General features: G+C 68.8%; 21 protein-coding genes and 6 tRNA genes. 17 read left to right on the forward strand and 10 right to left on the reverse strand.

The features are described from left to right. Positions 1-69: 69 nt before the first annotated feature. The 3 genes from OYT95_RS02420 to OYT95_RS02430 form a co-directional block, all read right to left on the reverse strand. Positions 70-495, reverse strand: coding sequence for a TIGR02611 family protein (locus OYT95_RS02420; RefSeq protein WP_037240571.1), 426 nt, complete (start codon positions 493-495; stop codon positions 70-72). 112 nt (positions 496-607) lie between these two features. Then, positions 608-1,813 (reverse strand): RtcB family protein, encoded by a 1,206-nt coding sequence (locus OYT95_RS02425; RefSeq protein ID WP_128638855.1) that lies wholly within the window; start codon positions 1,811-1,813, stop codon positions 608-610. Positions 1,814-1,965: 152 nt separating this feature from the next. Continuing rightward, positions 1,966-2,037 (reverse strand) — tRNA-Val (locus OYT95_RS02430). Between the two features lie 242 nt (positions 2,038-2,279). Between OYT95_RS02430 and OYT95_RS02435 the strand changes: the two genes are divergently transcribed. The 5 genes from OYT95_RS02435 (at position 2,280) to OYT95_RS02455 (ending at position 2,762) form a co-directional block, all read left to right on the forward strand. Continuing rightward, a tRNA-Gly gene (locus tag OYT95_RS02435) sits at positions 2,280-2,352 on the forward strand. Positions 2,353-2,376: 24 nt separating this feature from the next. Continuing rightward, positions 2,377-2,447 (forward strand) — tRNA-Cys (locus tag OYT95_RS02440). A 1-nt stretch (position 2,448) separates the two neighbouring features. Beyond that, a tRNA-Val gene (locus OYT95_RS02445) sits at positions 2,449-2,520 on the forward strand. 77 nt (positions 2,521-2,597) lie between these two features. Continuing rightward, positions 2,598-2,670: transfer RNA gene (locus tag OYT95_RS02450), tRNA-Gly, on the forward strand. 17 nt (positions 2,671-2,687) lie between these two features. Beyond that, a tRNA-Val gene (locus OYT95_RS02455) sits at positions 2,688-2,762 on the forward strand. A 73-nt stretch (positions 2,763-2,835) separates the two neighbouring features. Here OYT95_RS02455 and OYT95_RS02460 read toward each other — a convergent pair. After that, positions 2,836-3,324, reverse strand: a complete 489-nt coding sequence (locus OYT95_RS02460; protein WP_128638856.1) for an alpha-isopropylmalate synthase regulatory domain-containing protein — start codon at positions 3,322-3,324, stop codon at positions 2,836-2,838. A 452-nt stretch (positions 3,325-3,776) separates the two neighbouring features. Between OYT95_RS02460 and OYT95_RS02465 the strand changes: the two genes are divergently transcribed. From OYT95_RS02465 to OYT95_RS02475, 3 genes are read left to right on the forward strand one after another with little or no spacing between them, the layout of a single operon-like run. Further along, complete coding sequence (locus tag OYT95_RS02465) at positions 3,777-4,997, forward strand: MFS transporter (protein WP_268792334.1); 1,221 nt, start codon at positions 3,777-3,779, stop codon at positions 4,995-4,997. A 22-nt stretch (positions 4,998-5,019) separates the two neighbouring features. After that, positions 5,020-5,454 (forward strand): hypothetical protein, encoded by a 435-nt coding sequence (locus OYT95_RS02470; RefSeq protein ID WP_268790795.1) that lies wholly within the window; start codon positions 5,020-5,022, stop codon positions 5,452-5,454. After that, a complete protein-coding gene (locus tag OYT95_RS02475; protein ID WP_037240560.1) occupies positions 5,451-5,981 on the forward strand; it encodes a GNAT family N-acetyltransferase in 531 nt (176 codons plus the stop codon). Before OYT95_RS02470 ends, OYT95_RS02475 begins: the two co-directional genes overlap by 4 nt. Positions 5,982-5,990: 9 nt before the next feature. On the opposite strand, the gene zapE is transcribed toward OYT95_RS02475, so the two are convergent. After that, positions 5,991-7,007: a cell division protein ZapE gene (zapE, locus tag OYT95_RS02480; RefSeq protein ID WP_037240557.1), complete on the reverse strand. Its 1,017-nt coding sequence runs from the start codon at positions 7,005-7,007 to the stop codon at positions 5,991-5,993. Positions 7,008-7,041: 34 nt separating this feature from the next. Here zapE and OYT95_RS02485 point away from each other — a divergent pair, with 34 nt between their 5' ends. Genes OYT95_RS02485 through msrB form a run of 4 tightly spaced genes read left to right on the forward strand, consistent with a single transcriptional unit; the run spans position 7,042 to position 11,278 of the window. Further along, a complete protein-coding gene (locus tag OYT95_RS02485) occupies positions 7,042-7,830 on the forward strand; it encodes a pyrimidine reductase family protein (protein ID WP_268792335.1) in 789 nt (262 codons plus the stop codon). A 23-nt stretch (positions 7,831-7,853) separates the two neighbouring features. Further along, positions 7,854-9,410 (forward strand): alpha/beta fold hydrolase, encoded by a 1,557-nt coding sequence (locus OYT95_RS02490; protein ID WP_442972542.1) that lies wholly within the window; start codon positions 7,854-7,856, stop codon positions 9,408-9,410. 34 nt (positions 9,411-9,444) lie between these two features. Next, entirely contained in the window at positions 9,445-10,782 is a 1,338-nt protein-coding gene (locus OYT95_RS02495; protein WP_268790797.1) for a glycosyltransferase family 87 protein, read from the forward strand. A gap of 58 nt (positions 10,783-10,840) precedes the next feature. Continuing rightward, complete coding sequence (msrB, locus tag OYT95_RS02500) at positions 10,841-11,278, forward strand: peptide-methionine (R)-S-oxide reductase MsrB (protein ID WP_005264000.1); 438 nt, start codon at positions 10,841-10,843, stop codon at positions 11,276-11,278. Here msrB and OYT95_RS02505 read toward each other — a convergent pair. From OYT95_RS02505 to hemE, 4 genes are read right to left on the reverse strand one after another with little or no spacing between them, the layout of a single operon-like run. Beyond that, a complete protein-coding gene (locus OYT95_RS02505) occupies positions 11,238-13,586 on the reverse strand; it encodes a molybdopterin-dependent oxidoreductase (protein ID WP_268790798.1) in 2,349 nt (782 codons plus the stop codon). The two genes, msrB and OYT95_RS02505, sit on opposite strands and share 41 nt — an antisense overlap. 15 nt (positions 13,587-13,601) lie before the next feature. Next, complete coding sequence (hemQ, locus tag OYT95_RS02510; protein WP_037240550.1) at positions 13,602-14,297, reverse strand: hydrogen peroxide-dependent heme synthase; 696 nt, start codon at positions 14,295-14,297, stop codon at positions 13,602-13,604. Positions 14,298-14,301: 4 nt separating this feature from the next. Further along, on the reverse strand, positions 14,302-15,663 hold the full coding sequence (locus OYT95_RS02515; protein WP_268790799.1) for a protoporphyrinogen oxidase: 1,362 nt from the start codon (positions 15,661-15,663) through the stop codon (positions 14,302-14,304). Continuing rightward, positions 15,660-16,727: a uroporphyrinogen decarboxylase gene (hemE, locus tag OYT95_RS02520; protein ID WP_174233834.1), complete on the reverse strand. Its 1,068-nt coding sequence runs from the start codon at positions 16,725-16,727 to the stop codon at positions 15,660-15,662. Before hemE ends, OYT95_RS02515 begins: the two co-directional genes overlap by 4 nt. A 161-nt stretch (positions 16,728-16,888) precedes the next feature. On the opposite strand from hemE, the gene OYT95_RS02525 reads away from it, so the two are divergent. Beyond that, on the forward strand, positions 16,889-17,482 hold the full coding sequence (locus tag OYT95_RS02525; protein WP_037240540.1) for a DUF3000 domain-containing protein: 594 nt from the start codon (positions 16,889-16,891) through the stop codon (positions 17,480-17,482). Here OYT95_RS02525 and OYT95_RS02530 read toward each other — a convergent pair whose 3' ends face one another. Continuing rightward, positions 17,483-18,733: an alpha/beta hydrolase gene (locus tag OYT95_RS02530; protein WP_037240586.1), complete on the reverse strand. Its 1,251-nt coding sequence runs from the start codon at positions 18,731-18,733 to the stop codon at positions 17,483-17,485. It abuts the gene before it with no gap. 165 nt (positions 18,734-18,898) lie between these two features. On the opposite strand from OYT95_RS02530, the gene OYT95_RS02535 reads away from it, so the two are divergent. The 4 genes from OYT95_RS02535 (at position 18,899) to OYT95_RS02550 (ending at position 25,099) form a co-directional block, all read left to right on the forward strand. After that, a complete protein-coding gene (locus tag OYT95_RS02535; RefSeq protein ID WP_268790800.1) occupies positions 18,899-20,293 on the forward strand; it encodes a WS/DGAT/MGAT family O-acyltransferase in 1,395 nt (464 codons plus the stop codon). Positions 20,294-20,342: 49 nt separating this feature from the next. After that, positions 20,343-21,632 (forward strand): ribonuclease D, encoded by a 1,290-nt coding sequence (locus tag OYT95_RS02540; RefSeq protein ID WP_268790801.1) that lies wholly within the window; start codon positions 20,343-20,345, stop codon positions 21,630-21,632. A gap of 149 nt (positions 21,633-21,781) precedes the next feature. Beyond that, complete coding sequence (locus OYT95_RS02545; protein WP_268790802.1) at positions 21,782-22,990, forward strand: thiolase family protein; 1,209 nt, start codon at positions 21,782-21,784, stop codon at positions 22,988-22,990. After that, complete coding sequence (locus OYT95_RS02550; RefSeq protein WP_037240529.1) at positions 22,991-25,099, forward strand: 3-hydroxyacyl-CoA dehydrogenase NAD-binding domain-containing protein; 2,109 nt, start codon at positions 22,991-22,993, stop codon at positions 25,097-25,099. The last annotated feature ends 44 nt before the right edge of the window (positions 25,100-25,143 follow it).

A 25,143-nucleotide genomic window follows, 5' to 3' on the forward strand; every position in this document is an offset into this window, starting at 1 on the left:
CGGTGCAGACATGGTGAATGTGCCAGCCCATGTTATCGGCCCAGCAGTCACACCCAACCATGCGTCCGGCTAGAGCGGGCTCTCCAGCCACGGGTAGTCGAGGCCGATCCACGTTCCGACGAGACCGAACGTCCCGAGCAACCACAGCGTGGCGAGGACGACGGCACACGTCAGCAGCGCGCCCGCCCCCTTGACCACCAGCGACTGCCGCGAGAACCAGTCCATGAACTTGTCGTACCGCTGCCGCGCGTAGTGCAGCAGCCGGTGGGCCCACGCGAACTCGGACGCGAGAATTCCGAGCCCCGCGAACACGATCAACCAGCCGGGGCCGGGGTAGGGAATCGCGACGATGCCCGCGGCCAGCACGAGTGCGCCGATCACCCCCACCGCGATGCGGTACGCCAGGTTGAGGCTCGGCCGCGCGGCGATGTGTGCTCGCCACCGACGCCAGCGGCTCTCCGCTTCCTGGAACGGCGACAGATCCGAGTCGTCCACGTCCACGTTCTCGGGCGCGGGTCCCGGCCGAGCTTCTCCGCTAGTCACCAGTCCACCCTACCGACCGCGACCTGCGACGGCGCGCCGTCGCACCGCCGCAGTCGCACGCGGGTCATCCCTTGACGCAGACGACCTGCCGCAGGTGGGCCACGACCTCGACGAGATCGGCCTGCGCTTCGATCACCTGCTCGATGTCCTTGTAGGCGCCGGGGATCTCGTCGATCACGCCCGCGTCCTTGCGCGATTCGACTCCGGACGTCTGCCGCACGAGGTCGTCGACGGTGAAACGCTTCTTCGCCTTCGTGCGGCTCATCGTCCGGCCCGCCCCGTGCGACGCCGAATTGAAGGACAGCTCGGAGCCCAGGCCCCGCACCACGTAGGAACCGGTGCCCATGGAGCCGGGGATGAGTCCGAGATCACCCCGCCCGGCCCGGATCGCGCCCTTGCGGGTGACGAGCATCGGCTCACCGTCGATGACCTCCTCCGACACATAGTTGTGGTGGCAGGAGATCGGCTCGTCGAACCGCACCGGCCTGCCGGGGAGGGCCTGCCGGAACGCCTGCATCACCAGCGTGAGCATGACGGCACGGTTGCGGGCCGCGTACTCCTGCGCCCACGTCAGGTCGTGGCGGTACGCGTCCATCTCCTTACTGCCTGTGAGGAACACCGCCAGATCGCGATCGACCAGCCGCTGGTTGTGCGGCAGCGCCCGCGCCACCGCGATGTGCCGCTCCGCCAGTTCCTTGCCGATGTTGCGCGACCCGGAGTGGAGCATCAGCCAGACCTCGTCGGCGTCGGACAGGCACACCTCGATGAAGTGGTTGCCGCCGCCGAGGGTGCCGATCTGCTTCATCGCCTTGGATTCGCGGGCCTGAACGCCGGAGTGCAGGTCACCGAAGTCCTGCCAGAAGCGGTGCCATCCCTTCTTCACTCCCCCGGCGTCCGCGACGTCCAGTGCCCCGACGTTCACCGCACGCTCGTGCATGGCGAACCCGACCGGCACCGCACGCTCGATCCGCGACCGCATCGACCGCAGGCTGTCGGGCAGATCGCTCGCGGTCACATCGGTCCGGACCGCCGTCATTCCGCACCCGATGTCGACGCCGACCGCCGCCGGGGCGACCGCCTCCCGCATCGCGATGACGGAACCGACCGTCGCACCCTTGCCCACGTGGACGTCGGGCATGACCCGCACCCCGTGTACCCACGGCAGGTCGGCCATGTTCCGCAGCTGCTGCAACGCAGCCTGCTCGATGGTCCACTCTTCCGCCCACATCAAGGTGGGCGCGGCGGTGCCTTCCAGCCTCACGGGGAACATGGGACTCAGTCCTTCGATAGCGGATCACCCGGGAATTCGGCCGGCTGAGTTCATTGTCCGCCGCGCCGGAGAGCCGGAACAACCGATTATTCGGGTGCGCCACACGAAAAAAGAGGGCGTTTCCGATTTCGGAAACGCCCTCTTCTTCTCTGTGGTCCCGGCTGGGATCGAACCAGCGACCTCCCCGGTGTGAACGGGACGCTCTTCCACTGAGCCACGGGACCGAAGCGCGCCAAACACTCGCGCTCGAACGAGTTGGAACATTAACACGACCGAGCGGCCGAACGAAAATCACGTCGTTGGGATTCGTGTCGACTCTTGCCCGCGGCACACCCGCGACCCGGCGTCGTTCATGCGTAGTTCACCGTCTGAGGGCTTGACCTGCAGATTTGTAACTATCGCGGATGGTCGGCTAATGTTCTCAACCGCACCACGGAGAACATTCTCCGCGAGTTACACGGTGCATGCGGACGTGGCGCAGCTGGTAGCGCACAACCTTGCCAAGGTTGGGGTCGCGGGTTCGAATCCCGTCGTCCGCTCGAGAGGTTGGACTCAACCTTCGCGGTGGAGTGGCCGAGTGGTGAGGCAACGGCCTGCAAAGCCGTGCACACGGGTTCGATTCCCGTCTCCACCTCGCGCGATTAGCTCAGCGGGAGAGCGCTTCCCTGACACGGAAGAGGTCACTGGTTCAATCCCAGTATCGCGCACCGAGATAGATGATAGATGTACGACTGTTTTACTTGCTCGACCAGTGAGGCCCGCCAGGACGGGGGCTTTCACGAATGCGGACGTGGCGCAGCTGGTAGCGCACAACCTTGCCAAGGTTGGGGTCGCGGGTTCGAATCCCGTCGTCCGCTCTCTTCTTTTTCATCCCGCGCGATTAGCTCAGCGGGAGAGCGCTTCCCTGACACGGAAGAGGTCACTGGTTCAATCCCAGTATCGCGCACCAGTTCACTTTCAACCGAACAGTTCACGACAGTTCAGCCCCGGTCGATGACCGGGGCTGAACTGTCGTTCCGGGTTCAGGCAGGCTGGAGCCGGTTGGCGCCGGAGATCATTGCGCGCAAAGTCGATTCCGTGTGGGATTCGCCGATTCCCATCGCCCAGAGGCGGATGCCGGCGCGCTCGCAGAGCAGGAATGTCGCGGTGCGGTGCCCGATCTCGTGCTGATGAAACGACAGGATCTCCATCGCACACCCCGCGTCGTACAGCATCGAGGTCATGGCGGCCACCGGGCCGGGAGCGCTCGCAGCGGTCTGGCAGATCGATTCGCCGATACCGAGTGTCGCTTCGAAATCCCATATTCCGGGGCCGGTCTTCGTTTCCGACCAACTGCCCAGACGGAACGGTCCGCTGGACGGCGCGTAGACGGCTTCGAACGCGGACCATGCCATTCCGGCGGATTCGTTGCGGAGTTCCCGCGGCAGCGACTTGCCGTAGCGCGCGGCGAACGGGTCGGCGGCCGGGGTCGAGGAGGGAAAAGATGAAGCGAAAGAAGTGTTGGTACTCATTCTCGTGGTCTTCCTGAAAGAAGGGAGGACCAACGCGTAGCTCAACGACCCGCAGCGAGGGGTCGGTCCGTATCAGACCCCGCTACGGCGGAGAACTACGAGAATGCGCTGCATGGATCACACTGTAAGCGACAACCGTCCGCAGAGACAACCCCCGGTTCACCTGTCGCACGCCCGACCACCGGTGACGGGCGGGTGACGAAATCGTTACCGCTGCCTCTGGAACGTGAGGAATTCCTCATGTATCGTCGAACTTGCCATCCACCCCCCCGATGGCAATGAGCCCCAGCCATGACCCCCCATCCAAGGCTGGGGCTCAGTCTTGTTCCGGGCACCTCACGCACCGCGCGCATCAGGACATTTCGCCCGCCTGTTCGGAGAACGCTGCACATCCCCGCAAAGTATTGGACACTCGTCCAATCGATTGGATGTCCACTACCGAAGGCCGACCCATGACGGATTCACGACGCCCCGATGTGTCCGCGGATCACCGCTCGGCACGGATCGCCGCAGCGGGCTCATTCGGCCTGCAGGGTTTTCTCCTCGCGGCCGTCCTCACGCAACTGCCGCAGTACCAGGACAGATTCGGGTTCGACGACACCGCCATCGTCGTCGCGGTCGTGACGGTGTCTCTCATTGCCGGGGCGGGAAGCGTCCTCGCCGAGCACCTGGCCCGCCGATTCTCCAGCCGGTCGGCCCTGCGATTCGGCCTCGCGACCATCACGGTCGCCGGCGGCGCCCTCGGTTTCAGCCCGAATACCGCGGCGTTCTTCGTCTGCCTGTCCGTGTACGGCGCCGGATTGGGCATCGTCGACGCCGCCGCCAACATGCAGGCGGTGTCGATCCAGCACGCCTACGGCCGTTTCATCCTGTCGTCGTTCCACGCAGTGTGGAGCGTCGGCGCGATTGCGGGTGCACTCTTCGTCGCCGCCACCTCCGCCCTCGGCGTGGGCGTCGCCACCGCGCAACTGGTGGCGGCGCTCGTCGTGGCCGTCGGTCTCGCCGTCTGCGGCCCCCGGCTCCTCGTGCGCCGGGAGCCGGCGGGCACCGCCGCGCCGGCGACCGGCTTTGTGCCCGTGCCGGTTCCGATCCGCGCACTGCTCGCGCTCGGTACCGCGATGGCGTTGTTCTACGCGATCGATTTCGGTGTCGGCAACTGGTCCGCGCTGTACGTCCGGAACGTTCTGCTCGCGGATGCCGGCACAGCTGCCCTGGCGCTGGCCGCATACCAGTGCTCGGCCCTGGTGTCGCGGCTGAGCGGCGACCACTGGGTGGCGAAGTACGGCGAGATCGCCGTAGTCCGTGCGGGTTCGGCAGTCGGTGTCGCCGGACTGACGATCGTCGTGCTCGCCCCGTCGCCGGCCGTCGCGATTGCCGGATTCCTCGTCGTGGGCCTCGGCGTGCCGGTCGTCGCTCCCCTGTGTTTCAGTGCCGCCGGGCGGCTGGCGCCCGGCGGACAGGTGGACGACGTCGTGGCGCGGATCAACCTGTTCAACTACGTGGGAACCCTCGTGGGCGGGGCGATCGTCGGCGGCGTCGCCGCGGCGACCAGCCTGCGGATCGGGTTCGTCGTCCCGCTCCTGTTCGCGGTGGGGCTCATCCTGCTCGCCCCGGCGTTCGCCCCGGACCGGGACCGCGCCAGGCAATCCGAGTGGGCCCCGGATCCCGACTGACAGCAGATGTTCTACTTAGGACATGCCGACTTGGGGATGGTTCGTGATCGCCGTGGCGATCGTCTACGTCGCGGTTCTGGTCTCGTCACGGTCCGCTCGTGGCGGCTCGCACACCCCACACGACCTGCATCCCGCATCGACCTGGCGACAACTCGACGACGCTGTCCGGGACGAGGTGAGCTGTCTGCTCGACCGGGGCAGGACGCTCGAGGCGACCAAGATTCTCGTCGCACGGGACGGGATCGGCGTGCGGCACGCGAAGGCCACGGTCGAGTACGGCCGGCTCCAGGCCCGGCCGGTCCCCGCCGGGATCCGCTCCTGCGGAGACACGGCGCCGATCGAGGGCAGGCTTCGCGACCTCAAGAGCGAGGGCAAGAACGTTGCGGCGATCACCCTGCTGCGGGACAGTACGGGAATGACACTCCGGGAAGCGAAGGACGCGGTGGATCAGCTGTGACTGTCGAAATAGACCCGGCGGGGATCTGGGATTCCGAGGCGATCGCCGACGTCGCCGCGGCAACGTTCCCGCTCGCGTGCCCGCCCGGGGCGACACAGGACGACATCGCCGCCTTCATCGACGACGTGCTGTCGGCCGAACGGTTCTCCGAGTACCTCACCGACCCGAACCGCACCGTCCTGAAGGTCACCCACGGCGGGGCGATCGTCGGCTACGCGATGCTCATCGACGGTGAACCCGCCGATCCGGACGTCGGCAGGGTCGTGACGCTGCGGCCGACCACCGAGATCAGCAAGCTGTACGTGCTGCCCGGTAATCACGGGACCGGCGTCGCGTCCGCCCTGATGGACGCCATCGTCGAACGCGCCGTCGCCGCGGGGTTCGCCGGGCTGTGGCTCGGCGTCAATCAGGAGAATGTGCGCGCCCAACGCTTCTACGCGAAGCACGGATTCACGCAGGTCGGAACGAAGACTTTCCTCGTCGGCACCCAGCTGCACCACGATTTCGTGATGCAGCGGGCGCTGTGACGAGCGGCGTCAGCTCGCGGCGACCTCGAAGCGCGACAGCGCCAGCAGGCGCGATGTGGCACGCAGGTACTTCTTCCGGTATCCACCGGCCAGCATCTCGGGAGTGAAGATCGCGTCGAGCTTGGCCCCTGCCACGGTGACCGGGATGCTCGCGTCGTACAGGCGGTCGGCGAGGACCACCAGGCGCAGCGCGACCGACTGGTCCTCGGCGGGGTGGACGCCGTCGAGGAACACGGCCGGGATGCCCTCGACCAGCTTGTTGTAGCGGGACGGGTGCAGCGTGCTGAGGTGCTTGCACAGCGCGTCGAAGTCGTCGAGTGTGGCGCCGGGGATGCTGTCGGCGCGCTCGGCGAGCTCCTCCGAGGAGATCGGGTCCGGGGCCGGCGGCAGGTCGCGGTGCCGGTAGTCGGGGCCGTCGACGCGGATCGTCTCGAAGATCGATCCGAGCTTCTTGATCTCCCGCAGGAAGTCCTGTGCCGCGAATCGTCCTTCACCGAGCTGGCCGGGCAGGGTGTTCGACGTCGCCACGATGGACACGCCGCGCGCCGACAGTTCCGACAGCAGGCGGGACACGAGCATGGTGTCGCCCGGGTCGTCGAGTTCGAATTCGTCGATGCAGAGGACGCTGTGGTCGGACAGCTGCTCGACGGCCTTGTTGAAACCGAGGGCACCGACGACGTGCGTCAGCTCCACGAACGTGCCGAACGCCTTGGGCGACGGGACGCTGTGGAAGATCGAGGCCAGGAGGTGGGTCTTGCCGACGCCGAAGCCGCCGTCGAGGTAGAGACCGGCACCGGTGGCCTGCGTCTTCTTCCCGAACAGGCCGCGTCGTCCGCCGCTGCGGATCTTCACGACCTTCTTCGCGAACTCCTCGGCCGTCTGGACCGCGGCGGCCTGGCTGGGTTCTGCGGGATCGGGAATGTACGACGCGAAGCTCACCTCGTCGAACATGGCCGGGGGCACCATCTGAGCTACCAACTGATCAGCCGGTACCACGGGGCTGCGATCGACAAGACGTGCATGCATACAAGCAGGGTATCCACGTGTTGTGATCACCAACATGCACCGTGTACATATTGCGACATTTTTCACACCGGACAGTCCGCCCGCCCGGGAGGAGTCCAGTGAATCGACCGCGAACGCGCTGCGCGACCTGTATGCCTACCCGAGGGAGACCCTGCGGCCCTGGGTCCGCGTCAACTTCGTGAGCAGCATCGACGGCGCCGTCTCCGTCGACGGCGTCAGCGGGGCGCTCGGCACACCCGCGGACAGGCTGGTCTTCGAAACCCTGCGGGAGTTGGCCGACGTCGTGCTGGTCGGGGCCGGAACCGTCAGGGCGGAGAACTACGGCGGGGCGCGCGTGGGCGCGGAGGGCAGGCGACGTCGGGTGGCGTCGGGGATGCCGGAGGTCCCGCCGATCGCCGTCGTGTCGGCACGCGCCCACCTCGACCCGCATTCGCGCCTGTTCACCGACACCGAGGTGGCCCCGATCGTCGTCACGTGCACGGACGCCGACCCGGCGCGGGTCCGGGCGCTCGCCGACGCGGGTGCGCGGATCGTGACGGCCGGCGAGGGGCAGGTCACCGGCGACGGGCTGATCGCCGCCCTCGAGGATCTCGGACTGCGCCGGGTGCTCTGCGAGGGCGGCCCGAGCCTGTTCGGGCAGCTGACCGCGGACGACGCCGTCGACGAGGTCTGCCTGACCACGGCGCCCGTGCTCGTCGGCGGAACCGCGGGTCGCGTCGCCACCTCGCCGGGTACCCGGATCACCGCGATGACTCCCGCGCACATCCTCACCGACACCGACGGCACCGTCCTCACCAGGTGGGTGCGGCTGCCCCGCCCGTAGGGGAACCTGGCAGGGTGGTCGCCATGCGCAGATCGGTGTTGCTCGCAATGGTTCTCGTGGTGTGCAGCGCGTGCGGAGCCGGACCGTCCAACCGGCCGCACGTGGCGGTCGAACGCGAGGGCGGCGGCAGCGAACCCACCGCGACCGAAACCGAGAACCCCGACGCTCCCCCACCCGTGTTGCAGACCCCGAAGAACGATCTGGCGTGGACCGACTGCACGCAGAGCACCCTCGGCACCCTGGGCCCGGGAACGACACCGCCCGCCGGGCTCGTCTTCGAATGCGGCTCGTACGAGTCGGCCGTCGACGAGAGCGGCACTCTGCCCGGCTCCTTCACGATGGGCGCGATGCGAGCGCGGCTCGCCGACACCCCGGACGGCGCGGCCCCGCTGGTGCTCACGTCGGGATCGGACCGGTCGTCGACCGCGACGCTCGCAGCGCTGAGCACCGGCGGTCTGACGTCCCTGCTGTCGACGCGACCGGTGGTCGCGGTGGACCGCCGCGGCATCGCCTCCTCGCAGGAGATCGAATGCCTCACCCCGGAGCTCCGCAGCAGCCTGGCGGATCTCGGGCAGTTCGACCCGGGGACGGGTGACCAGGTCGACAAGGTGACCGCGCTGGGCCGCGACGCCACCATCGCATGCACCGACTACCTGCAGCCGCAGGAACTCGCGTTCGACAGCACCCACGCCGCCGACGACATCGAGGAGTTGCGCCGCACCTGGGACGTCGATGCGCTCGGGATCCTCGCCACCGGCAACGGCAGTGCCGTCGCGCTCAGCTACGCCGCCAAGTACCCGGATCGGGTCGGCCGGCTGGTCCTCGACTCCCCCGCCGTCACCACCGTGGATGCCGCGACCGCCACCGAGCAGCAGGTCGCGGGTCAGGAGGCGGCGTTCGACGCGTTCGCCCGCCAGTGCACCGCCCTGAACTGTTCTCTCGGCGCCGACCCCCGCGCCGCGATGGCCGACGCCGTCACCCGCGCCGCGAACGGCCAGATCCCTAGCGTCTCCGCGAACGCCCTCCTCACCGCGGTGTCCGGGTCGCTCGCCGCGGCGGGCGGCGACCAGCAGGGCCGCGTCCGCGCCCTGTCCGATGCGGTGTCCGCCGCCCTCGCCGGAAACACGGCGCCGATCCTCGCGGCGGTCGCGCAGGCCGAGGCAGCCTACGAGAGCGACGGCCAATTCATCACCCGATGCACGGACGGTCAGCAGTGGCCCGCACCCGACCGGGTCCGCGAACTGCAGAAACTGTGGGGTGAGCGGTTCCCGCTCTTCGGTCCCAACGCCGCAGTCGGACTGCTCGCGTGCACTTCCTGGCCCGCGACCGCGCCGCCTGCCCTGCCCGGCGAGCTGACACTGCCGGTCCTGGTGCTGAGCGGCACCGCCGACCCGGTCGTCGGGAACGCCGGGGTGGGGACGGTGACCGGGGCCGTGTCGAGCGTCGGCGCCGCGACGGCGACGCTGACGTGGCACGGCAGCGGTCACCCCGCCACCCATTCGGACTGCGCGCAGAAGTCGATCGTCACCTACGTCTCGGACGGCGTGCTGCCCCCGGACGGCAGCGCCTGCCCCGCCTAGCCGACGTGTTCCGCCCGACACCCACAGGGGGTGCGTGACCGCACGTCAGAGCTTCTCGGTGTACCGTGCCGTGGTGTTCCTTCGACAACTCGAACCGCGCACCGGGCGGACTGCCAACGAGGTAATCAACTTCGCGCTGTGGCCGATCGCCGTCATGACTGTGCTGCATCGAGTGGTCGTCAAGGCGGTCAACGGGTACATCACCGACGACTTCCGCCCGGTCTACAACGCTGCGCTGGCCTTCCTGAACGGGCGGCCCGTCTACACCGCCAACTTCAACTGGGTCGATCCGCATTACCTGTATCCGCCGTCCGGCACGCTGCTGATGGCGCCGATCGCGGTGATCGACCCCGAGAAGTCCCGGTGGTTGTTCATCATCGCCAACGCGATCGCCATCGTGATCGCGTTGTACCTGCTCCTGCGGCTGTTCGGGCTGGGACTGAACTCCATCGCCGCCCCGATCCTGCTGCTCGCCACGTTCTCGTCCGAGACCGTCACCAATACCCTCGTCTTCACCAACATCAACGGTCTGGTCCTGCTCGGCGAGATCGCGTTCCTCGTGTTGCTGATGAAGCGCAAGGACATGTGGTCCGGTGTCGCCATCGGGCTGACGTTCGCGGTCAAACCGATCCTCGCCCCGCTCCTGCTGCTGCCTCTGGTGCGGGGACAGTGGAAGGTGTTCGTCACCGCGATCGGAATCCCGCTGATCCTCACCGCCGTGGCGTGGCCGCTGTCCGCGGACCCGATGGACTTCGTGCGCCACACGGTGCCGTACCTGATGGAGTCACGCGACTACTTCAACAGCGCGATCGTCGGCAACGGCAAGTACTACGGTCTCCCCACCGCCATGATCTGGACCCTGCGCGGTGTCTTCACCGCCATCGTGCTCAGCTCTCTGTGGCTGCTCTACCGCTACTACCGCCACGACGAGCTGTTCTTCGTCGTCACCACGTCCGGGGTTCTGCTGACGGCGTCGTGGCTGCTCGGCTCGCTGGGCCAGATGTACTACTCGATGATGCTGTTCCCGCTCCTGATGTCCGTGGTGCTGAAGAATTCGGTGATGCGGAACTGGCCGGCGTGGCTGGCCGTGTACGGGTTCATGAGTTACGACAGCTGGCTGTCGAGCCGGTTCATCGAGGCCGGCCGGACCGCCGAGTACATGAAGACCACACTGGGGTGGAGTCTGATACTCCTCGTGATCTTCGGTGTGCTGACCGTCCGCTACGTCGCCGCACGGCGGGACGGGCGACTCGACCAGGGCATCGATCCGGCGTTCCTCCTCGAACCGGACGTGAAGACCCCCGAGGCCCCGCCGCGGGATCCGGAACCGGACGAGCAGCCGCAGGTCGAGTCGGCCGCCGCCAAGACGTAGGTCGCGTCCCACGCCGGGCGTCACGGCCGGAATCGGCGAAACGTATTAGCGTGGAGCCATGAGTTCGCAGCAGCAGGATCCCACGCAGTCCGCCCCGAAGGTTGCTCTCTCCGACAGCGAGTGGCGCGAGAAACTGACTCCCGAGGAGTACGCGGTGCTGCGCCAGGCCGGTACCGAGCGCCCCTTCGTCGGCGAGTACACCGACACGAAGACGGAAGGCGTCTATCACTGCCGGGCCTGTGGCGCCGAGCTGTTCCGCAGCACGGAGAAGTTCGAATCGCACTGCGGGTGGCCGTCGTTCTTCGATCCGGCCGACTCGGACGCCGTCGTCCTCCGCGAGGACACGTCGCTGGGCATGCGCCGCGTCGAGGTGGTCTGCGGGACATGCCACAGCCACCTGGGCCACGTCTTCGAGGGGGAGGGCTACCCCACCCCCACCGATCAGCGGTACTGCATCAATTCGATCTCGCTGACCCTGGAACCGACCGGCGAATGATCGTCGGCGGATCGAACGCCCGAATCGGCGGCAGCTCGTCCTCGTAGCGTTCGATCTCGACGAGCACGTGCTGACCCGTGCAGCCGTGGGCGAGTGACGACGTCCCCACGTCCGGGGTCAGCACGTTGGGGTTTCCGTGCACGCAGAGGGAATCCGGGTCGGTGGCGTCGAGCGGGTCGTACCAGGCTCCCGTCGACAGCTGGACCACACCGCGGCGGACGCCCTCGTCCACCACCACACCGGCGAGGCAGGCGCCGCGGTCGTTGAACACGCGGACGACGTCGCCTGCGGTGAGACCGCGGTCGGCGGCATCGTCCGGATGGATTCGCAGCGGTTCCCTGCCCCGGATCTTCGATTTCTGGCTGGTGCCGCCGTGGTCCAGTTGGCTGTGTAGGCGGGTGCGCGGCTGGTTGGCGATCAGATGCAGCGGGAACTGGCGTGCCCGCCTGCCTCCGAGCCATTCCTCGGGCTCGTACCAGCGTGGGTGTCCGGCGCAGTCGTCGTAGCCGAAGCCGTCGATGTCGGCGGAGAAGATCTCGATCCGCCCACTCGGGGTGGCGAGCGGGAACTTCACCGGATCGGCCCGGAAGTCGCCGAACAGGATCAGGTCGTCCTCGGTCCGCATCCGCACGTGACCCTGCATCCAGAAGTCGTCGAAACTCGGGGCGGTACCGCCGTCCGCGCGGACGAAGTCTCGCCACTGCCCGTACAGGTGCTCGAGCCACTGCTCGGACGAGCGCCTCTCGGTGAACGTCTCCCCGACACCCAGTTTCCGGGCGACGGCGGCGAACGTGTCGTAGTCGTCCTGCGCGTCGGCGTACGGCCCGACGGCGGCGTGCATGGCGACGAGCAGGGGGTCGTTGCGGGTGCAGCTGAGATCGGCCCGCTCGAGGGACGTGGTGGACGGGACGACGATGTCCGCGTGCCGGGCCATCGGCGTCCAGTAGGGGTCGTGGACCACGATCGTGTCGGGACGAGCCAGCGCCCGGCGCAGACGGGGAATGTCCTGATGGTGGTGGAAGGGGTTGCCGCCCGCCCAGTACAGCATCTTGATGTCCGGGTACGTCAGCCGCTGACCGTCGTAGTCGAACGGTGCGCCCGGGTTCAGGAGCATGTCCGAGATCGCGGCCACGGGGATGAAGTCGCGGACGGGGTTCAGCCCCTGGGGAAGCGTGGGCAGCGGGTACGGGACGGGGGCGAGCCCGGGCTCGTTCATGGAACCGTAGCCGTGGCCGAAACCCCCACCGGGAAGGCCGATCTGGCCCAGCATCGCAGCGAGGGTGACCCCCATCCACGGAGCCTGCTCGCCGTGCCGGACCCTCTGCAGCGACCAGGTGACGGTCACCATCGTCCTGCCCGACGCCATCCGCCGGGCCAGGGTGACCAGGTCCGCGGCGGCGATACCGGAGATCTGCTCGGCCCATGCGGGTGATTTGGGTACGCCGTCGGATCGCCCGAGCAGATAGTCCTCGAAGCGGTCGTAGCCGACGCAGTGGCTGCCCAGGAATGCCGTGTCGTGCAGGTCTTCGGTCGCGAGGACGAACGCGAGTGCGAGCATGATCGCGACATCGGTTCCGGGCACCGGGGCGTGGCGCTCGGCGGCGCCGTGCACGTCGTCGTGCAGCGGACTGAACGACACGACGGAGCCGCCGCGGCGCCGGAGCGCGTCGAGCGCGTCGCGCGTCGGGTGGTCGCTGGTCCCGCCGTGATTGACGCCGGTGTTCTTGAGGGGGACGCCACCGAAGCACACCATGAGATCGGTGTGCTCGGCGATGATCTTCCAGGACGTCGAGCGGGCGAACATCTTCCAGTGGGTGCCCACCACCCGGGGCATGATGACGCCCGTCGCGCCCAGCGAGTAGCTGTGCACCGACCGGGTGTAGCCACCGAGGGTGTTCAGGAACCGGTGGACCTGGCTCTGAGCGTGGTGGAACCGTCCCGCGCTGGCCCACCCGTACGAACCGCCGTAGATCGCACTGTTGCCGTGCGTGTCGACGACCCTGCGCAGTTCGTTCGCGAGCCGCTGGGTCAGCTCTTCCCAGTCGACCGACACGAATTCGTCGGACCCTCGGGAACTGCTGGGTCCCGGGCCGTTCTCGAGCCACCCGCGGCGCACCACCGGGCCGGTGATCCGCGCCTTGCTGCGGACCGACCCGGCGATGTTGCCCAGCACCGGTGACGGGTTCGCGTCACCGGTGTACGGGTGGGCGGCGACGACGTCGCCGTCGGCGACCTCGGCCTCGAACATGCCCCAGTGCGACATGTGCTGGTAGCGGGGCGCGGTGCGAGCCCCGTCGGCGTCATTCATCTGTGGTGCTTCAGATCACGGCAGAGCGGTGATCAGCTTCTCCACATCCACCCGCGGGCCGGTGAAGAACGGCACCTCCTCGCGGACGTGCAGGCGGGCCTCGGTGGCGCGCAGGTCGCGCATGAGGTCGACGATGCGGTACAGCTCGGGCGCCTCGAACGCGAGAATCCACTCGTAGTCGCCGAGCGCGAACGAGGGCACGGTGTTGGCGCGGACGTCCTTGTACGTGCGAGCCGCCATGCCGTGGTCGGCGAGCATCTTGCGCCGCTCGTCGTCGGGCAGCAGGTACCACTCGTAGGAGCGGACGAACGGGTACACGCAGATGTAGTTGCCCGGATCCTCACCGGCCAGGAACGCCGGAATGTGGCTCTTGTTGAACTCGGCGGGACGGTGGCACGCGACGTTGCTCCACACGGGCTTGCTCGCGCGGCCCAGTGCGGTGGTGCGGCGGAAGTCGGCGTAGGTGGCCTGGAGGGCTTCGATGCTCGCCGAGTGCGTCCAGATCATGAAGTCGGCGTCGGCACGCAGGCCGGCCACGTCGTAGAGCCCGCGCACCACGACACCCTTGTCGGCCTGACCTTCGAAGAAGATCCGTGCCTCCTTGATCACAGCTTCCCGGTCGTCCCCGAGTACACCGGGTTCCACCTGGAACACCGAGAACATGAGGTAGCGGATTTCAGAGTTCAATGCGTCGAAGTCGAGGCGTGCCATGGGTCTATCGTGCCACTCGCCCGGCGAGCCGTGCAGCCGCCGTCGTCGCAGCGGCCACACACGCGGGAACACCGACCCCGTGGAGCAGTGCCCCGGACACCTCGAGACCGTCCAGACCTGCGACTTCCTGCTCGATCACCGCCACCCGCTCGAGATGGCCGGGACCGTACTGCGGCAGGCCGCCGTGCCAGCGCTGGACATGCGCTGCGACGGGCTCCGCGGACACCCCGGTGACCGTCGCGAGGTCCCGCCGGGCCGCGGCGATCAGTTCGTCGTCGGGTGCGTCGACGACGGCGGCGTCGCCGAACCGTCCGAACGACGCCCGGACGAGAGTCACCTCCCGCTCGGCGAGGTGCGGCCACTTGCGGCTCGACAGGGTGAACGCTTTCGCGCCGAGCGCGGCGTCGGTGGCGACGAGGATCCCCGAGTTCTGCGGGAGGTCCACCCGGATCGGCAGGGCCAGAGCGACGACCGCCGAGGAGGCCAGCGGGATGTCCGCGGCGGCCGCCGCCGCGCGGGGGGCGATGCCGGTGAGCAGGTCGGCGAGTTGGGGGGCGGGCACGGCGAGCACGACCCCGTCGACGCGGCCCACCGGGTCGGCCGACCAGCCGTCGCCGTCCCGGCCCAGTGCCCGGATCCGTTCGTGCACGATTTCCGGCGACGCGGCCTCCGTCAGGGCGCGCAGCAGGACGCCGTAGCCGTCACGCAGCGCCCCGAACACCGGCCCGGGGGTCGGGGCGGGGAGGGCGTCCGCCACGGCCGCGGACAGGCTCGTGGCTCCGCGGTCGAGCGCCGCCGCGAGTGTGGGGAGCGCGGCGCGGACGCCGATGGTGTCCGCCAGACCCGAATAGACCCCTCCGAGAAGTGGATCCACCGACCGCTGGACCACCTGCGCGCCGAACCGGTCACCGACCAGTGCGCCGACGGCGATGTCCGCGCCCGGTGTCCAGTCGAGGGGCACCGTCCGCTCCCCCGCCACCCGCGCGAGTGTCCGGTCGTCGACGAGACCGCGCAGGCTGTTCCCGTCCGCGGGTATCCCCATGAGCGTGCCGGCCGGCAGCGGGTGCAGCGCGTCCTCGGACCAGATGAGCGGCCGCAGTCCCGCCGGATACACCAGTTGGTCGGCGAGGCCGAGTTCACCGAGCAGGGCGGGCAGTTCCGGGCGCCGCGCGATGAAGGCTTCCGCCCCGACGTCGACGGGTTCCCCCGCCAGGTCCACCGTGCGCAGCTTGCCCCCGAGCCGCTCCGCGCCGTCGGCGAGAATGATCCGGGCCTCGGCGCCGAGCCGTTGCCGCAGCCGGTACGCGGCAACGAGCCCCGAGATACCGCCGCCGACGACGAGAACGTTCGGCGACGACCCGGTCACAGTGAATGCACCAGCTCGACCAGCGCGGTCAGGGCGCCCGGGTCGGTGTCGGGCAGGACGCCGTGCCCGAGGTTGAAGATGTGTCCCGTGGCGCCGGCGGCGAGGGCGGCGTCGGCTTCCGCGGTGATCCGGCGGACCTGCTTCTCGACTGCCGCCGGTCCCGCGAACAGCACCGCGGGGTCGAGGTTGCCCTGGAGCGCCTTGCCCGGGCCGACCCGGCGCGCCGCCACGTCCAGGGGGATGCGCCAGTCGACGCCCACCACGTCGGCGCCCGCTTCGCCCATCGCGCCGAGCAGTTCACCGGTTCCGACGCCGAAGTGGATGCGCGGCACCTTCGCGTTCTCCACCTCGGCGAACACCCGCTCGGAGTGCGGCAGCACGAACTCCCGGTACTCGGCGAGGGACAGCGCCCCGGCCCAGGAGTCGAACAGCTGGATCGCGTCGACGCCGGCGCGCAGCTGGGTCTGCAGGAAGGTGATGGTCGTGTCGGCCAGGGAGCCGAGCAGCGCGTGCCATGTCCGGGGGTCGGAGTGCATCAGCGCCTTCGTGCGCTCGTGGTTGCGGCTCGGACCGCCCTCGACCAGGTACGACGCGAGGGTGAACGGGGCTCCGGCGAAGCCGATCAGCGGCGTCGAGCCGAGTTCCGCGGTGAGCAGCTGCACGGCCTGGGCGACGGCGCCGACTTCCTCGGGCACGAGGCGGGGCAGGGCGGCGACGTCGGCGATCGACCGGACGGGGTTCGCGACGACGGGACCGGTGCCTGCGACGATGTCGAGATCGATGCCGGCGGCCTTGAGCGGCACCACGATGTCGGAGAACAGGATCGCGGCGTCGACGCCGTGCCTGCGCACGGGCTGCATGGTGATCTCGCAGACGAGTGCCGGATCGAAGCACGACTCGAGCATGCCGATCCCCGACCGGATCTTGCGGTACTCGGGAAGCGAGCGGCCCGCCTGCCGCATGAACCACACCGGGCGGCGGCCGGGGGTACGGCCTTCCGCGGCCGCCAGGAGGGGTGCGTCGGGGAGCACCCGCCTCGACGTGTACGTCGCCCGTTCGCTCATGCCTGCATTGGTGCTTTCCAACCCGCTCATCGGTCCTCGCGCTCTCTGCCTGCTCGAATTTCGGCAGCTCTCATGCTGCCATGCCGGGACTCCGCCGCCGATCGGCCCTGCTCGGCGCGCCTCCGACGAGATGTGCAGGTCCGGGTCTAACGTCCCGAGCTGTGACGACTTCGGGATCGCCCGCCGAACCGGCCGAGTTCCGCGCCGCCGTCGAAGCGATGAATTCCGCGCAGGTTCGCGCGGACATCGAGCTGGGCCCCATCCGGCCCCCGCAACGGCTCGCGCCGTACAGCTACGCCGTCGGCGCAGAGGTCGTGCACGAGGACACCGGGGTCGTCGCCGAACAGAGCGAGGGTGACGCGTTCGGCAGATTGATCCTCCTGTTCGACCCCGAGGGCGACGAGGCGTGGAACGGCACGATGCGGCTGGTCGCCTACATTCAGGCCGATCTCGACGCCGCCGTGGCGTCCGACCCCCTTCTTCCCGAGGTGGCGTGGAGCTGGCTCGTCGACGCCCTCGAGTCGCGCCACGAACCCCTCAACGCGCTCGGCGGGACGGTGACCGCGACGACGTCGGTGCGCTACGGCGACATCGCCGGTCCCCCGCATGCGCATCAGCTGGAACTGCGCGCGTCGTGGACGGCGACGTCGGTCGAACTGGCCACGCACGTCGAGGCGTTCTGCGAGGTACTGGCGTACGCGGCCGGTCTGCCGCCCGCAGGGGTGTCGCAGTTGCGGACGCTCGGCGGCAAGTAGTCAGGCCGATTCGGTGCCCGCCGCGGGCACGTCGGTGGTGGCGCTGCGCGACCATTCCAGGAATCGCCCGACCGCCTGCGTGACGGAGATGCTGCGGATCGAGGGGAACACGTCGAACGCGTGCTGCGCGCCCTTCAGTTCCGCGTAGACGACGGGGTTGTCGGACACCTGCCGGAGTTCGTCGACGAAGATCCGCGCCTCGGCGACGGGGATCAGCGAATCGCTCGTGCCGTGGATCACGAAGAACGGCGGTGCGTCCGCCCGGAGGTGAGCGAGCGGCGACGCGGCCCGGTAGTCGTCGGGGAACTTGGCCTGCTTTCCGAGCACCATCGGCATCAGCCCGGAGTGCACGCGCTGGAGGACGGCCTTGATTCCGGTATCGCCGGCGATGTCGTAGACGCCGTAGTACGGAACACACGCCTGGACCGACGTGTCGACGTCCTCGAACCCCGGCTGCAGGTGGCTGTCGTTCGCGGTGAGTCCCACCATGGCGGCGAGGTGGCCACCCGCCGAACCACCTGTGACGGCGATGAAGTCGGGGTTGCCGCCGTACTCCTCGACGTGCTCCCGGAGCCAGGCCAGGGCCTGCTTGATCGCGATCAGGTGTTCCGGCCACTTCGCCTTCGGTGACAGCGGGTAGTTGACCGCCGCACACACCCACCCCCGCGAGGCCATCTCGAGCATGAGCGGCAGACCTTGTTGATCCTTGTTCCCGATCACCCACCCCCCGCCGTGAATCTGCAGGAGGACCGGGCTCTTCGACGGCAGATCCTGCCGGTGGTAGATGTCGAGGCGGGCCCGGCGCCCGCCCGGCCCGTACGCCAGGTTTCGGACCCGGGTGACCGCCTTGTTCCGCATCCAGAACGGGTTGAGGAGTTGCCGCCACACGGGTCGTCCGGGGTGTTCGATGGCCCTGTCGCGGTCGGTGTAGTTCTCGCCGAGCGTCTCGACGAGAGCGGATTCGGCTTCCGCTCCGGCGCCCCGGCCGGTGGCGATCACGGCGGCGAGCCCGGCGGCGGACGCGGCGGCCAGCGCGAGGCCGACACGGTCACTTCGGGTTCGCGTTCCGTGACGCGCGGCGTGCTGGGCGGCGTCGGCCGCGGTCACGGCGAGGAGGTGCGGCGCGAGTTCGGTGGTGAGCCACCCCGAGAAGAAGGCGACCACCGACGTGGGCGCACCGGGCAGGGGACGCAGGGCGTTGGCGGCGAGTGCCGCGCCGACGGCCTGCCGGAGAACGAAACCTCGGGTCATACCCCAACCGTAGAACATGTTCTAATCAATCGGTTGACCGGCGTGCCGGCGGGCGCCGGATCGAGAACGACACGGGGCGGCATCTCGCAGGGTCGGACACCGCGCCGACCTCACAGTTCCGCGATTCGATGGACCAACTTCTAGAACGTGTTCTAGTATCGGACCATGCAGCGACTCAGCGGTCTCGACGCGTCCTTCCTCTACCTCGAAACGTCGACGCAACTCCTCCACGTCTGCGGAGTCATCGTTCTCGACGTGTCGACGGTTCCGGGTGGCTACACGTTCGCCCAGCTCAAGGCGGAGCTCGGCGCGCGCACCGAAGCGATTCCCTCGTTCCGGCGCAAGCTGCAGGACTCGAAGTTCAACCTCGACCACCCCGTGTGGGTCGAGGACACCGACTTCGACATCGACCGGCACTGCCATCGCGTCGCACTCCCCGCCCCCGGCGGCCGCGACGAACTGGCCGAGCTGTGCGGCGACATCGCGGGCATTCCCCTCGACCGCGCCCGGCCGCTGTGGGAGATGTGGATGATCGAAGGCCTCGAGGACGGTTCCGTCGCCGTGATGTCGAAGATGCACCACGCCGGGGTCGACGGCATCACCGGCGCCAACATGATGGCGCAGCTGTGCGGCCTGGAAGCGGACGCACCACGACCCGGCCCCGACGACTCCGCCGAGAGCGCGGGGCAGGCGAGCACACTCGACATCGCCGTGGGCGGGCTGCTCGCGGTCGCGTCCCGGCCGGCGAAACTGCTGAGAATCGTCCCGCAGAGCCTGACTCTGCTCCCCCGCTGGATCGGCCGGGCCCGGCGCGGCGAGGCGATGCCCGCACCGTTCACCGCGCCGCGCACGTCCCTGAACGGCACGTTGACCAGTCACCGCAATCTCGCGTTCACCCAGCTCGACCTCGAGAAGGTCAAGACCGTCAAGGACGCGTTCGACGTCAAGGTCAACGATGTGGTGCTCGCGCTGTGCTCGGGCGCACTGCGGAAATACCTGCAGAACCGCCGGGAGCTGCCCGACAAGTCGCTGGTCGCCATCGTCCCGGTCTCGGTCCACGGAAAGTCGGACCGGCCGGGCACCAACCAGGTGTCCGGCATGTTCACCCAACTCGGCACCCAGATCGAGGACCCGGCCGAACGCCTGCTCGCGATCGGCGAGCACAACTCGACGTCGAAGGAACACAACGAGACCCTCGGCGCGAGCCTGCTGCAGGACTGGTCCCAGTTCGCCGGCCAGGCCGTGTTCGGCACCGCCATGCGCCTCTACTCGACCCTCGGCCTGGCGGAACGGCATCCGGTGGTCCACAACCTGGTGATCTCCAACGTGCCCGGACCGTCCGTCCCGCTGTATTTCCTGGGCGCTCTGATCAAGGCGATGTATCCGCTGGGCCCGATCTTCCACGGCGCCGGGCTCAACGTGACGGTGATGTCGCTGAACGGTCAGCTCGACGTCGGCCTGATGAGCTGCCCGGAACTCGCACCCCACCTCTGGGACCTCGTCGACGCGTTTCCCGCAGCGTTGGACGAGCTCGTCGAGGCAGCGGAGAACCGGTCGTGAACCCGCCGGTGCGCTGCGGGAATCCCGAAGCGACGTAGAGTCAGCTGTCATGTCCGAAGTCACCGACGACGCCTCGTCACCCGTCCCCGCCGAAGAGCCCGGCCGGCAGATCGTTCCCCTGCTCGCACCCCGGGACGGCGTGCCCGATGTCGTGACCACGGCGGAGGGCGTCGCGAAGGCCGCGGCCGCGCTGAGTGAGGGCACCGGGCCGCTGGCTGTCGACGCCGAGCGGGCGTCCGGCTTCCGCTATTCGGCGCGGGCGTATCTCGTGCAGCTGCGCCGGGAGGGTGCGGGAACGGTGCTCCTCGACCCGATCCCCACCGCCGCCGATCTCGCCCCGCTGGCGGAGGTGATCAACCCGCTGGAGTGGATCCTGCACTCCGCCGACCAGGATCTGCCGGGGCTCGCGGAGATCGGCCTGGCGCCGGCGACACTGTTCGACACCGAACTCGCGGGGCGCCTCGCCGGGTTCGAACGGGTCGGTCTCGCCGCGATCGTCGAGCGGACGCTGGGTCTCGAACTCCGGAAGGGCCACGGCGCCGCCGACTGGTCGAAGCGGCCGCTGCCCGACTCCTGGCTGAACTATGCGGCCCTCGACGTCGAGGTTCTCGTCGAGTTGCGGAACGTGATGGCCGCGGAACTCGACGAGCAGGGCAAGAGTGATTGGGCCGCACAGGAATTCGAGCACATCCGGCTCGCGGGGCCACCGAAACCCAAGGCCGACCGCTGGCGGCGGACGTCGCACATCACGTCACTGAAGACGCAACGGCAACTCGCCGGCGCACGCTCCCTGTGGCAGGCCCGCGAGGACCTCGCCCGCAAACGCGACGTCTCCCCCAGCCGGGTCCTTCCGGATTCGGCGATCATCGACGCCGCGACGAAGGACCCCCGCAGCATCGAGGCACTCCGGGCGCTGCCCGTGTTCGGCGGTCCCCGCCAGCGGCGGCACTCCCGGATCTGGCTGCAGGCGCTCGAGGACGCCCGGGCACTGCCGGACTCCGAACTTCCTCCGAAGACCCCGCCGTTCACGGGACCGCCGCCCGCGAGCCGGTGGGCGCGGCACGACCCCGACGCCGCCGAGCGGCTGTCGGCGGCCCGCGCCGCACTGGCCGCCCTCGGCGCGGACGTGTCGGTGCCGGTGGAGAACCTGGTGACCCCGGAACTCGTCCGCAGGTTGTGCTGGGACTGGACGACGCCCGCGGACGGCGAGGTCGAGCCGGCAATCGACCGGGTGCTCGATGCGGGTGGAGCGCGCCCCTGGCAGCGGATGCTGACCGTGCCCGTGCTGGCGAGCGCATTGCTCTCCGCCGCCGAGCGGAAGGGTTCCGGCGGCGACTGATCGACTGCACCGACACGCGGGGTGAGCGCGTGAATTCCCGATGAGGTACCCATTAAGTTACCCGCGAGTAACGGTAGGGGTACGCTGGTCTGGAGGCCGGACGCCTGGCCGTGATCCGGAACCAAACTGCTCCATCAGGAGGAATTCGCGTGGCTCCATCCACCACAACTCAACGCAACGTCGTGTTCGTCGACGGCATCCGCACTCCGTTCGGCAAGGCCGGCCCCAAAGGCATCTACGCGGAGACCCGCGCGGACGACCTCGTCGTCAAGACCATCCGCGAGCTGTTTCGCCGTAATCCGCAGCTCGACCCCGCGCGCATCGACGAGGTCGCCATCGCCGCGACCACGCAGACGGGCGATCAGGGTCTCACCATCGGCCGTACCTCCGCGATCCTGGCCGGGCTCCCCGAGACCGTCCCTGGTTTCGCCATCGACCGCATGTGTGCCGGTGCCATGACATCCGTCACCACCACCGCGTCGGGCATCGGCTTCGGCCAGTACGACGTGGTGATCGCGGGCGGCGTCGAGCACATGGGCCGCCACCCGATGGGCGAGGGCGCAGACCCGAACCCCCGGTTCCTCGCCGATCGCCTCGTCGACCCCAGCGCGCTCGTCATGGGCAACACGGCCGAGAACCTGCACGATCGGTTCCCGACCATCACCAAGGACCGCACCGACGCGTACGCCGTCGCGAGCCAGAACAAGTACGAGGCCGCCCGCAAGGCCGGCTTCATCGCCGACACCCTCGTGCCCGTCGCCACCCGCTCCGCCGCGGGCTGGGGTCTGGCCACCGAGGACGAGCCGCCGCGGCCGGGCACCACGCTCGAGGACCTCGCCAAGCTGAAGACGCCGTTCCGTCCCGCGGGCCGCATCACCGCCGGTAACGCGGCCGGTCTGAACGACGGCGCGACCGCCGCCCTCCTCGCCGGTGAGGACACCGCGCTCGAACTCGGACTGCCGATCGGCATGCGCATGGTCGGATTCGCGTTCCAGGGCGTCGACCCCGCCGTCATGGGCATCGGCCCGGTGCCGGCCACCGAGAAGCTGCTGGGCCGTACCGGCCTGAAGATCGAGGACATCGGCCTGTTCGAGATCAACGAGGCCTTCGCCGTTCAGGTTCTCGCGTTCCTCGAGCACTACGGCATCGCCGACGACGATCCGCGAGTCAACCAGTGGGGCGGCGCCATCGCGTGCGGCCACCCCCTCGCGTCCTCCGGTGTCCGCCTGATGACGCAGCTGTCCCGCCAGTTCGCCCAGCGCCCCGACGTCCGCTACGGCCTGACCACGATGTGCATCGGTCTGGGCATGGGCGGAACCGTGATCTGGGAGAACCCGAACTTCGATGGAGCCAAGTAGATGACCGACATTGCAACGGCATTCGCCGACGAGGTCGTGACCAACGCGTACACCAAGATCGTCGCCGTACCCGGCATCGAGGGCCCGGTCGCGCTGATCACCCTCGACAACGGTTTCGACCACACCAAGCCGTCGTCGTTCGGCCCGGGCGGCCTGAAGGCCCTCGACGCCGCTCTGGACGAGGCGTTCGCCGCCCATCCCGTCGCGATCGCGATCACCGGTAAGCCCTTCATCTTCGCCGCGGGCGCGGACCTCAAGGGTGTTCCGAGCATCACGAACCGTGACCAGGCGCTCGAACTCGGCCGGCTCGGGCACAAGGTGTTCCGCCGGCTGCGCGAATCGTCCGTGCCGACGTTCGCGTTCGTCAACGGCGTCGCACTCGGCGGCGGGCTCGAGGTCGCGCTGCACAGCCACTACCGCACCGCATCCGAGAGCGCGGGCGCACTGGGTCTGCCCGAGACGTTCCTCGGACTGGTTCCCGGCTGGGGCGGAACGCAGTTGCTGCCCAACCTCATCGGCCCCTCGAACGCCGTCACCGTCGTCCTCGAGAACGCGCTGAACCAGAACAAGACACTCAACCCGAAGAAGGCCCTCGAACTCGGCGTCGTCGACGCGGTGTTCGGTTCGGCCGACTTCCTCGAGCAGTCGTTCGCCTGGGCCGCGCAGGTCCTGGCCGGCGAGATCACGCCGGCGCGTCCCGAGATCGACCGGGGCAAGGGCTGGGACGACGCGATCGCCCGCGCGAAGGCCGTCGTCGAGGGCAAGACCAAGAACAACGCCCCCGGACCGGTCAAGGCCGTCGAACTCCTCGAGCTGGCCCGGACCACCGATCTCACCGATCCCGCGTCGCTCGACAAGGGCTTCGCCGCCGAGGACGAGGCGCTCGCCGACCTGCTGCTCGCCGACGAGCTCCGCGCAGGCCTGTACGCGTTCGACCTGGTGAACAAGCGCGCCAAGCGTCCCGCCGGCGCACCGGACAAGTCCCTCGCGCGCAAGGTCACCGGCGTCGGCATCGTCGGTGCCGGTCTGATGGCCAGCCAGCTCGCGATGCTGTTCGTCCGCCAGCTCAAGGTTCCGGTCGTCCTCACCGACATCGACCAGGAGCGTATCGACAAGGGTGTCGGCTACGTCCACGGCGAGATCGACAAGCTGCAGGGCAAGGGCCGGTTGTCGCCGGACGCGGCGAACCGCCTCAAGGGTCTCGTGTCCGGATCGCTGGACAAGGCCGCGTTCGCGAAGACCGACTTCGTCATCGAGGCCGTGTTCGAGAACCTCGATCTGAAGAAGAAGATCTTCGCGGAACTCGAGGAGCACATCGCCCCGGAGACGATCCTCGCGACCAACACGTCCTCGCTGTCGATCACCAAGATGGCCGCGGACCTGAAGCACCCGGAGCGGGTGGTCGGCTTCCACTTCTTCAACCCGGTCGCCGTGCTGCCCCTGCTCGAGGTCATCAAGGGCGAGAAGACCGACGACGCCACCCTGGCAACGGCGTTCGCCACCGCCAAGGCGCTCAAGAAGTCGGCCGTCGGCTCCGCCGACCTGCCCGGGTTCGTCTTCAACCGGCTCCTGATCCGCACCCTCGGTGAGGTCATGAACGCGGTCGACGAGGGCACCCCGTTCGAGGTGGCCGACAACGCCATCGCCGAACTCGGCATGCCGATGACCCCGTTCACCCTGCTGGCCCTCGTCGGGCCGGCGGTCGCGCTGCACACCGGCGAGACCCTCGCCGAGGCGTACCCCGAGCGCTTCCACAACTCCCCCGGACTCGAGGCGCTGGTCGAGGCCAAGAAGTCGGCGGTGTGGAGCTACGGTGCCGACGGCAAGCAGGTCGTCGACCCCGAGGTCGCCGAACTGTGGAAGCAGGGCGACAAGGCATCCACGTCCGAAGAGGTTCTGGAGCGCACGCGTCGCGCGTTCGCCGAGGAGATCCAGATCATGCTCGACGAGGGTGTCGTCGCCGCGGCCGAGGACATCGACCTCTGCCTGATCCTGGGCGGCGGGTTCGGTTTCTGGAACGGTGGCATAACCCCGTACCTGGACCGCACCGGCACCTCCGAGGCCGTCAACGGCAAGCGGTTCCTGGCGCCGGGCGTAGCGAGCGTCTGACCCCCATGTGAGTGGGGAAGTGTGCCCCGGCACGCTTCCCCACT

This window comes from Rhodococcus sp. JS3073 (assembly GCF_026810085.1).
GTDB lineage: Bacteria > Actinomycetota > Actinomycetes > Mycobacteriales > Mycobacteriaceae > Rhodococcus_F > Rhodococcus_F wratislaviensis.

Excerpts from the sequence above, each read along its gene's own strand:
- msrB (WP_005264000.1), top strand. The coding sequence starts at position 10,841 with ATGAGTTCGCAGCAGCAGGATCCCACGCAGTCCGCCCCGAAGGTTGCT.
- zapE (WP_037240557.1), bottom strand. The coding sequence starts at position 7,007 with ATGCATGCACGTCTTGTCGATCGCAGCCCCGTGGTACCGGCTGATCAG.
- OYT95_RS02490 (WP_442972542.1), top strand. The coding sequence starts at position 7,854 with ATGCGCAGATCGGTGTTGCTCGCAATGGTTCTCGTGGTGTGCAGCGCG.
- OYT95_RS02535 (WP_268790800.1), top strand. The coding sequence starts at position 18,899 with ATGCAGCGACTCAGCGGTCTCGACGCGTCCTTCCTCTACCTCGAAACG.
- OYT95_RS02425 (WP_128638855.1), bottom strand. The coding sequence starts at position 1,813 with ATGTTCCCCGTGAGGCTGGAAGGCACCGCCGCGCCCACCTTGATGTGG.
- OYT95_RS02460 (WP_128638856.1), bottom strand. The coding sequence starts at position 3,324 with ATGAGTACCAACACTTCTTTCGCTTCATCTTTTCCCTCCTCGACCCCG.
- hemE (WP_174233834.1), bottom strand. The coding sequence starts at position 16,727 with ATGAGCGAACGGGCGACGTACACGTCGAGGCGGGTGCTCCCCGACGCA.
- OYT95_RS02470 (WP_268790795.1), top strand. The coding sequence starts at position 5,020 with ATGCCGACTTGGGGATGGTTCGTGATCGCCGTGGCGATCGTCTACGTC.
- OYT95_RS02550 (WP_037240529.1), top strand. The coding sequence starts at position 22,991 with ATGACCGACATTGCAACGGCATTCGCCGACGAGGTCGTGACCAACGCG.
- OYT95_RS02465 (WP_268792334.1), top strand. The coding sequence starts at position 3,777 with ATGACGGATTCACGACGCCCCGATGTGTCCGCGGATCACCGCTCGGCA.
- OYT95_RS02505 (WP_268790798.1), bottom strand. The coding sequence starts at position 13,586 with ATGAATGACGCCGACGGGGCTCGCACCGCGCCCCGCTACCAGCACATG.
- OYT95_RS02485 (WP_268792335.1), top strand. The coding sequence starts at position 7,042 with ATGCACCGTGTACATATTGCGACATTTTTCACACCGGACAGTCCGCCC.
- OYT95_RS02530 (WP_037240586.1), bottom strand. The coding sequence starts at position 18,733 with ATGACCCGAGGTTTCGTTCTCCGGCAGGCCGTCGGCGCGGCACTCGCC.
- hemQ (WP_037240550.1), bottom strand. The coding sequence starts at position 14,297 with ATGGCACGCCTCGACTTCGACGCATTGAACTCTGAAATCCGCTACCTC.
- OYT95_RS02540 (WP_268790801.1), top strand. The coding sequence starts at position 20,343 with ATGTCCGAAGTCACCGACGACGCCTCGTCACCCGTCCCCGCCGAAGAG.